The organism is Cyanobium sp. N5-Cardenillas, assembly GCF_024345515.1.
In the GTDB taxonomy this organism is placed as follows: domain Bacteria; phylum Cyanobacteriota; class Cyanobacteriia; order PCC-6307; family Cyanobiaceae; genus Cyanobium.
Genome location: NZ_JAGQBG010000157.1, coordinates 1 through 7,421, shown reverse-complemented (window position 1 = coordinate 7,421; position 7,421 = coordinate 1). Strand labels below are relative to the sequence as shown.

Sequence of the window (7,421 nt, the reverse complement as noted above, 5' to 3'; positions counted from 1 at the left end):
GGGCCGGGCCAGGCATCCTCCGGCACCCGCTCGCGGAACAGATCCACCAGGCGCTGGATCACGGCGTCGATGCCGAGGCCGTCAGTGACCAGCTCCACCGCATCGGCCGCCTGACACAGGGGGGCCTCGACCCGGCTGGAATCCAGCCGATCCCGCTCGGCGATCTGGGCTTCCAGTTCCGCCAGGGGCGGCACGGTGAAGCCCCGCTGGGCCAGATCCGCCGCCCGCCGGCGGGCCCGCTCCGCCACCGTGGCGGTGAGGAACACCTTGCACTCCGCCTCCGGAAAGACAGCGGTGCCGATGTCGCGTCCTTCCGCCACCAGACCACCCCGCTGCCCCATGGCCCGCTGCTGCCCGGTGAGGGCCACCCGCACGCAGGCATGGGCCGCCACGGTGGACACCGCAGCGGTGACCTCGGGGCCCCGGATCGCCTCGCTCACCTCGTGGCCGTTCACCCGCACCCGCTGCTCCCCGCCGGCGGCGCTCTCCAGCTGCAGATCGAGGTCGTCGAGCAGGGGGGCGATGGCGGCGGCATCGGCCGGGTCCACACCCCGGTGCAGCACCCACCAGGTGAGGGCCCGGTACATGGCGCCGGTGTCGAGATAGAGGAGGCCGAGGCGACTGGCGAAGGCCCGGGTGACGGTGCTCTTGCCCGCCCCGGCGGGGCCATCGATGGCGACGATCGGCGGGCGGTGCATCAGGAAGACATGGTCGATCAGTCGCGTGCTGCCGCAACGGGCGGCCGCGGCCAGCAGCGAGAGGCCGCCAGCGGTGGCGGTCATGGGGCTCAGGGTAGAGGGCTGCACAAGCTGCACGTACTCCACGGTCAGGCCCGCCGTCTCCAGGTCGCGGCGGACCGATTCGGTTAGCAGGGCGGCTCTGGCGGTGTCGTCGCTCCAGAGCGTCTGCGCCGCCAGCAGGGCCGCCGGCAGGGCCGCCGCCTGATTGCGCTCGCTGTCGCTCAGGTAGCGATGGCGGGAACTGCAGGCGAGCCCATCGGCCTCCCGCACGGTGGCGCAGCCCTGCACCGTCACCGGCAGGGCCAGGTCGGCCACCACGCGGCGCAGGATCGTCAGCTGCTGCCAGTCCTTCTCCCCGAGCAGAAGCCGATCCGGGCGCACCAGGGCCAGCAGCCGGCAGACCACCGTGGCCACACCCTCGAAATGGCCGGGCCGACCCGGACCACACAGGGTCTGGCGCAGGGAGGCCGGGGGGACCACCCCGGTGAGTTCCGCCTCGCCGCCAGGGAACAGCTCCTGCACCGATGGGGCCAACAGGGCCTCGGCTCCGGCCGCCTCCCCCAGGGCGGCATCGGCGGCCAGATCCCTGGGATAACGGTCGAAATCTTCAGCCGGTCCGAACTGGAGCGGGTTGACGAACACGCTGAGCAGCACCGCGGGCCGGCCGGCGGGGACGGCCGCCGACGCCCGCCGCAGCAGCTGCTGATGGCCCTCGTGCAGGCTGCCCATGGTGGGCACGAAGTGGAGCGGCCGGCCGACCTGCTCGCGGCGCCAGTCGTTCAGCTCGGCCAGGGTCTGAAGCAGTTGCACCGGCACAGAAAGAAAGCCCACCCGCCAGATTGGCGGATGGGCTGGAAGAACACGGGACGGACCGAGCCGCCTGAACGTGTCAGGGGAGCACTTCGAGCTTCACCTGGGCGACGCCACTCGAGGTGAGGCCCAGTTCCTGGGCTGCTCCGTGGGCCAGGTCGATCACCCGGTTGCCATGAAAAGGACCACGGTCATTGATGCGCACCACGGTGGAACGTCCGTTCCAGAGGTTGGTGACGCGCACCTTGGTGCCGAAGGGAAGGGTGCGATGGGCGGCGGTGAGGGTGCCGGGGCGGAACACTTCGCCACTGGCGGTGCGGTTGCCGAAGAAGCCGGGGCCGTACCAGCTGGCCTGACCGGTGCTGACCTTGCCGGCGGAGGCGATCAGATTGCTTGCCGTGGGAACAGTGCGGATGTCTTCAACGAAGCGGTCCCAGGTGGAGGGAAAGTCGGCGGGGCGGATGGCAACGGAACTCCCAGGGGCCTGCTGGGCAGTAAGGGAGCCGGCCTGGGCCGGAGCGATGCTGCTGGTGAAGAGGAGGGCGGCGGCGCCCAGGAGTTGAGTGACTCGCATAACAAGCGAAAGACACCGGTTCAGCGCGTCATCAGGACATGGTGTGACCTGAAGACGGCATTCGGGCGTTGACGTCAACCGAACCAGAAACAATGGTGACTGAGTCGAACGTGACCGAAATGACCTGGCGAATTCCTAAGAGAAAATGACAACAGCGGAAAACTATCCGAACTGGACAGGGCAAAAATGTGCTGCAGACAGGCCTCAGGACTGATCAGTTTTCATCATCTTTACCACCCTTCCAGGCGTCCACTGGCCTGACTGGCCCACCGGCGCTAGCGAAACATCAGTGGATTTGATCGATGGCATAAGTCCAGCCGATGGGAATGTGTGCCAATCGAGCAGTCGTCCATGCCCAGAGCGCTCCAGGCGCCCCCGGCGGCCCCGTGCCGATGCAGGATCGGTGCAGCGCTGACCCTTGGCCCATGGACTACCGCTCTGCCGGCGTGGACGTCGCCGCCGGCCGCGCCTTCGTGGAACGCATCCGAACCAGTGTCGAGACAACTCGACGGCCTGAGGTGGTCGGTGGACTGGGGGGCTTCGGCGGGCTCTGCCGCCTGCCGGCCGGGATGAAACGTCCCCTGCTGGTGGCCGGCACCGACGGGGTGGGCACCAAGCTCGAGCTCGCCCAGGCCCATGGCGGCCACCACGGTGTCGGCATCGACCTGGTGGCCATGTGCGTCAACGACGTGATCACCAGCGGCGCCGAACCCCTCTTTTTCCTTGATTACCTCGCCACCGGCAAGCTCGGCCCCGAGGCCATGGCCGAGGTGGTGGAAGGCATCGCCGACGGCTGCCGCCAGTGCGGCTGCGCCCTGCTGGGCGGCGAAACCGCCGAGATGCCCGGCTTCTACGGCGCCGGCCGCTACGACCTGGCCGGGTTCTGCGTGGCGGTGGTGGAGGAGGACGAGCGGATCGACGGCACACGGGTGAGCGCGGGCGACCGGATCGTCGCCGTGGCCAGCAGCGGGGTCCACAGCAATGGCTTCAGCCTGGTGCGGCGCATCCTGGAGGCCGAGGCCGTCGACGCCGGCACGCCGCTGCCAGCCACCGGCCAGGGGCTGATCGACGCCCTGCTGACCCCCACCCTTCTCTATGCCGCCCTGGTGAAGGACCTGCGCCGCTCCGGTTTGCCGCTCCATGCCATGGCCCACATCACCGGCGGCGGTCTGCCGGAAAACCTGCCCCGCTGCCTGCCGGCGGGGGTCCACGCGGTGGTCGACCCCGGCAGCTGGGAGCGTCCGCCCCTGTTCCGCTGGCTGCAGGAGCGGGGCCAGGTGCCGGAGACCGATCTGTGGAACACCTTCAACCTGGGGGTCGGTTTCTGCCTGGTGGTGCCAGCGGCGGCCTCAGCTGGCATCATCGAAATCTGCCGTTCCTCGGGCCATCAGGCCTGGGAGCTCGGCAGCATCGCGGTGGGCGAGCCGGGGGAACACCCCCTGGCCGGATTGCCGCACTGAGAGGACGCCGGCCCTGATCCACCGCTTTCCCTAAGGTCGTTGGCGTCATTTCCGCCTCGGCCAGGCCCCAAACGCTCCCAAGACGCTCCATAGATTTCGCTGCCCGATGTTCGATACGTCCAGACGCATCACCCGCCGCCGCAGTTCCGCAGGCCCGATGCCGCCCCAGCGCCCCCAGCAGCCGCGCCCCCGCCTGCGCGACGGCGCCGCCATGGTCCAGCAGCGCGAGGGCAACGGTGGCCAGCGGCCAACCTTCCTGACCCTGAGGGACCACGGCAAGGTCTATGTGGCCGACCTGCCCCGCCTATCCGACGGCCAGCTCACCCATATCAATAAGGAAGCCCAGGACGTCCTCGACAGCCTCAACCGCCGCCTGCAGGAACTGGAGGCCCAGACCTTCCTCAGCGAGGCCGACCAGGACACCCGTATCCGGGCCACCACCAAACGGGACATCACCCAGCGGTTCCTCAACTCGATCGCCCAGGAGCAGGAACTGCGCCGCTCCAACCCGGCCCTGAGGGCGGCCGCGGGCGAATCCCTCTCCCGCGCCTTCCTGGAACTGGCCCGCCACCGGCTGCCCGGCTCCACCTTCGATTCCCTGCTGCAGGAGGCCCTCAGTGCTTGCGGCCCCGGCGAAGACGGCGCCCTCGCCGGCGAAACGGCCGACCCCCAGGTGGTGAGGCTGCTGCAGCGGGCCGAGGCCCCCCAGCCTCGCCCCGCCGCCCTGCCGGTGGTGCTGAGCCCGGATCCCAGCGACGCCCTCAGCGCCTGAGGGCCTCAGGCGCTCTGAAACGGGTTGGCGGGCATGCGCCCCTCACACCGCTGCGCCACCCGGTCCAGATCCCGTCGCTCCCCGTCGTCCAGGCACCAACTGGCCGCCGCGGCCGCCGCTTCGGCCTGGTCCACGCGGCGCAACCCAACCAGGGGAATGGCCCCATGGGCCCGGCACCAGTTGATCGCCACGGCCGCCATGGGGGCGTCGTGGGCATGGGCGATCCGCTGCATGGTCTGCAGCAGGGGCTGGATGCGGGGCTGCAGCCGGCGGAACAGCAGGCCCCGGGGTCCGGCAGGCCGTCCCTGGTCCTCCCCCGGGGGTCGGCCCAGGAGACCGAGGGCCAGGGGGCTGTAGGCCAGCAGGTCAATGCCCAGCTCCCGGCAAACCGACGCCACGCCGTCAGCCGCGAGCGCATCGGGCGCCAGCAGGGACAGCTGCACCTGCAGGCTGGACAACCGCAGTCCCCGCCGGGCCAGCCTTTCGTGCACCAGGCGCAACCGGCGAGGGCCCAGGTTGGACACCCCCAGGCTGCCCACCCGGCCCTGTTCGAGCAGATCCGCCAGCCCCTCCAGGAGGGGCCCCTCCTGCCAGGGGGCGTAGCGGGCCGTGCTCCAGTGCAGCTGAACCCGATCGAGATGGCCCCCCAACCGGTGCCGGGAGGCTTCGAAGGCCTCCGCGAATCCACGGCGGCCCAGGCGCCAGGGGAAGGGGGCCAGCTTGGTGGCCACGGTGAGCCCCTGGCGCCGGGCCGGCGGCAGATCGGCGACGAAGCCGCCCAGTAACGACTCGCTGCGGCCTCCGAAGCGACCGGTGCCGTAGGAATCCGCCGTGTCGAACAGGGTCAGCCCCAGGTCCACCGCCCGGTGGAAACAGGCGGCCAGCTCCGTGTCCTGGGCCGGGTCGTAGCCCCAGAGAAACTGGTTGCCCCAGGCCCAGGTGCCCACCCCGATGCCGGGGGCAGCTGACGGCCCGTGCGAGGACACGGGGGAGGCAGGGTCGGCCCAGTCGATCGCGGCACTCTCACGCTGTTGCCATGATCGGACCGAACCGTCCCCAGGGGGCCTGTGATGACCACCCATCCCGGCGGCCGGCCGCCTCTGCCCACCGCCGGAGCGAACACCCCCATCCCGTTGGCCGCCGGCAGCACGCCAACCGCGCCCGCCCCCGAGCCGGTGCTCTGCTCCCATTGCGGTCGCACAGCCAGCAACGGCATCAGCTGCCAGGGGATCTGCGTTGCCGACTCGGGCTATTGAAGCGGTGGCTTGGCCGGGGATGGCCCGCAGGCCTGCTGCTGCTGGACCTCATTGGCCCCTGGGCGCCCCTGGTGGGCCAGGGGCTGCCGGGCGAGGATTTCGGCCGCTGGGAAGGGGGCCTGCGGCGCTGCCGCATCGTCAGCACGTCCCGCCAGGCCCCACAGCAGCAGACGAGCAGCTGCAGGATGCTGCGCCTGGATCAGCAGATGGAGGGACTCCTCACGGTCCGGTTTCTGCAACCGGCCGGCAGCGGCGCCTTCCTGGATCACCAGCTGGTCTTCGCCGGGGTTCTGGCGGAAGGCACCAGGGGCATGCAATGCCAGGCGAGCCGCTGCGAGCCGCGTTGGCCCCTGCGGCTGCGCGTGAGTGCCGTGGGCCAGGCGGGCTTCGGCGAGGCCACGGCGGCCCTGGGGCTGACCAGGGCCCAGCTCGCCAGCGGCCACTGCCAGCTGGACGGCCGCGCCTTCCGCTGCGAGGCCGTCGGCTCGGAAGGGGAGCGGTGGCAGGCGGAAGCCTCTCCCTGAGCGGGCCTACGAGCCGGGCGGGCGGGGGAAATGACGATCGGCAACGAACGCCACAGACAACCCTGACCTTCTTCAGGTTCTCTTTATTATTCGTTCGTTCGGGTGATGGTCATGCCCCAGTCCGCATCGCTGCTGGCCCTGGTGGGCGTCGTCGGGTTCGCCCTGATCTCCCTGCTCCTGGGCGTCCTTCCCTGAGCCGTGGCGGGTGGCCGAAGGGACGCCGCCGCTAGGGTGCCGCCACTTACCATCCGGCATGTCGACCAAGGACGCCTTCACACGCATCTATCAACGCGACACGTGGGGGGGAGGCTCGGGCCAGGGTTCCAGACCTGAGTTCAACGGCGAGTACATCGCCACCCTGCAGCGCTTTCTGCGGCTCAATGACATCCGCAGCGTCGTCGATTTCGGCTGTGGCGACTGGCAGTTTTCCCGCCTGATCCACTGGGGCGACATCACCTACACCGGGATTGACATCGTCGACTCCGTGGTGGCAGCCAACAGTGACCTCCACGCCAGCGACTCGATTCGCTTCCAGCTCTTCGAGGACCTGGCCAGCCTGCCGCCCGCCGATCTGATTCTGGTGAAGGATGTGCTTCAACACCTTCCCAACCAATTGGTGCGGGAGTATCTCGACCATTTCAAGGCCCACTACCGCTGGCTGATCATCACCAACGACGATCTGCCCCACGCGGAGCTCAACCGGGACATCGACGCAGGAGCCTGGCGGCCGCTGCGGCTGGACCTGCCTCCCTTTGAGGAGCATTGCTCCACCCTGGCGCAATGGGTGGTGCTCACCGAAGCCTCGATGAGCCTGCACAGGAAACGGGCGGAATTGATCCTCGGAGCCGGAGAACGCCAGCCGCAGCGCAGGCCTGGAACTCAGCAGGAATGAATCAGGACCAGGCTGTTATCCTGCTGCGAGATCTGCTGAAAGACCTGGTGCGACATTGTCACCAGTTGCCGACCCTTTTCAGGGCGGTGTAGTACTCGATGATGGCATCTTCGAGAATCGCCGTGGGGGTGGACGGAAGCTGGATTCTTTCGCGATAGGCCTGGATCTTTTCAATCATCGCCAGGCAGTCTTCGCTGAGCAGCGCCACGAACGGATCCGGCTCTTCCGTGGAGTTGACTCCCACCTCAGTCCTCATTGGCAAGTCAATCGCAGTCTGCCATCGATGGCCTGCCGTTGGGCCGTGACTCCTGCGCAGCGGGGCGAGCAGGAGAACGTCGGTTGTTGCAGAGGCGGCACCCAGATTCGAACTGGGGATAAAGGATTTGCAATCCT

The 7,421-nt window shown here is 69.1% G+C and carries 9 protein-coding genes; 5 read left to right on the top strand and 4 right to left on the bottom strand.

Features of this window, described 5'->3' with window-relative positions:
* Both KBZ04_RS12245 and KBZ04_RS12240 read right to left on the bottom strand, forming a co-directional pair.
* A partial coding sequence (locus KBZ04_RS12245; protein WP_254992193.1) for a bifunctional pantoate--beta-alanine ligase/(d)CMP kinase occupies positions 1-1,523 on the bottom strand: 1,523 nt, incomplete at its 3' end.
* 106 nt (positions 1,524-1,629) lie between these two features.
* On the bottom strand, positions 1,630-2,124 hold the full coding sequence (locus KBZ04_RS12240) for a septal ring lytic transglycosylase RlpA family protein (RefSeq protein WP_254992192.1): 495 nt from the start codon (positions 2,122-2,124) through the stop codon (positions 1,630-1,632).
* Between the two features lie 425 nt (positions 2,125-2,549).
* Here KBZ04_RS12240 and purM point away from each other — a divergent pair, with 425 nt between their 5' ends.
* A complete protein-coding gene (gene purM, locus KBZ04_RS12235; RefSeq protein WP_254992191.1) occupies positions 2,550-3,584 on the top strand; it encodes a phosphoribosylformylglycinamidine cyclo-ligase in 1,035 nt (344 codons plus the stop codon).
* Positions 3,585-3,690: 106 nt separating this feature from the next.
* Positions 3,691-4,356: a hypothetical protein gene (locus tag KBZ04_RS12230; RefSeq protein WP_254992190.1), complete on the top strand. Its 666-nt coding sequence runs from the start codon at positions 3,691-3,693 to the stop codon at positions 4,354-4,356.
* A 5-nt stretch (positions 4,357-4,361) separates the two neighbouring features.
* On the opposite strand, the gene KBZ04_RS12225 is transcribed toward KBZ04_RS12230, so the two are convergent.
* Positions 4,362-5,342, bottom strand: coding sequence for an aldo/keto reductase (locus KBZ04_RS12225; protein ID WP_254992189.1), 981 nt, complete (start codon positions 5,340-5,342; stop codon positions 4,362-4,364).
* A gap of 84 nt (positions 5,343-5,426) precedes the next feature.
* On the opposite strand from KBZ04_RS12225, the gene KBZ04_RS12220 reads away from it, so the two are divergent.
* The 3 genes from KBZ04_RS12220 (at position 5,427) to KBZ04_RS12210 (ending at position 7,028) form a co-directional block, all read left to right on the top strand.
* Positions 5,427-5,612 (top strand): hypothetical protein, encoded by a 186-nt coding sequence (locus KBZ04_RS12220; protein ID WP_254992188.1) that lies wholly within the window; start codon positions 5,427-5,429, stop codon positions 5,610-5,612.
* The gene (locus KBZ04_RS12215; RefSeq protein ID WP_254992187.1) at positions 5,609-6,136 is read left to right on the top strand and encodes a hypothetical protein; all 528 of its coding nucleotides are present in this window, start codon (positions 5,609-5,611) and stop codon (positions 6,134-6,136) included. The genes KBZ04_RS12220 and KBZ04_RS12215 overlap by 4 nt, the downstream gene beginning before the upstream one ends.
* Before the next feature lie 253 nt (positions 6,137-6,389).
* Positions 6,390-7,028 carry a class I SAM-dependent methyltransferase gene (locus KBZ04_RS12210; RefSeq protein WP_254992186.1) on the top strand — a complete coding sequence of 213 codons (639 nt, stop codon included), beginning with the start codon at positions 6,390-6,392 and terminating at the stop codon, positions 7,026-7,028.
* A 58-nt stretch (positions 7,029-7,086) separates the two neighbouring features.
* Here the strand turns inward: KBZ04_RS12210 and KBZ04_RS12205 are convergent.
* Positions 7,087-7,421: hypothetical protein (locus tag KBZ04_RS12205; RefSeq protein WP_254992185.1), on the bottom strand; the 335-nt coding region annotated here is incomplete at its 5' end.

Bases quoted from the DNA above. Each gene is read 5' to 3' on its own strand.
- KBZ04_RS12240 (WP_254992192.1), bottom strand. From the start codon at position 2,124: ATGCGAGTCACTCAACTCCTGGGCGCCGCCGCCCTCCTCTTCACCAGC.
- purM (WP_254992191.1), top strand. From the start codon at position 2,550: ATGGACTACCGCTCTGCCGGCGTGGACGTCGCCGCCGGCCGCGCCTTC.
- KBZ04_RS12230 (WP_254992190.1), top strand. From the start codon at position 3,691: ATGTTCGATACGTCCAGACGCATCACCCGCCGCCGCAGTTCCGCAGGC.
- KBZ04_RS12220 (WP_254992188.1), top strand. From the start codon at position 5,427: ATGACCACCCATCCCGGCGGCCGGCCGCCTCTGCCCACCGCCGGAGCG.
- KBZ04_RS12210 (WP_254992186.1), top strand. From the start codon at position 6,390: ATGTCGACCAAGGACGCCTTCACACGCATCTATCAACGCGACACGTGG.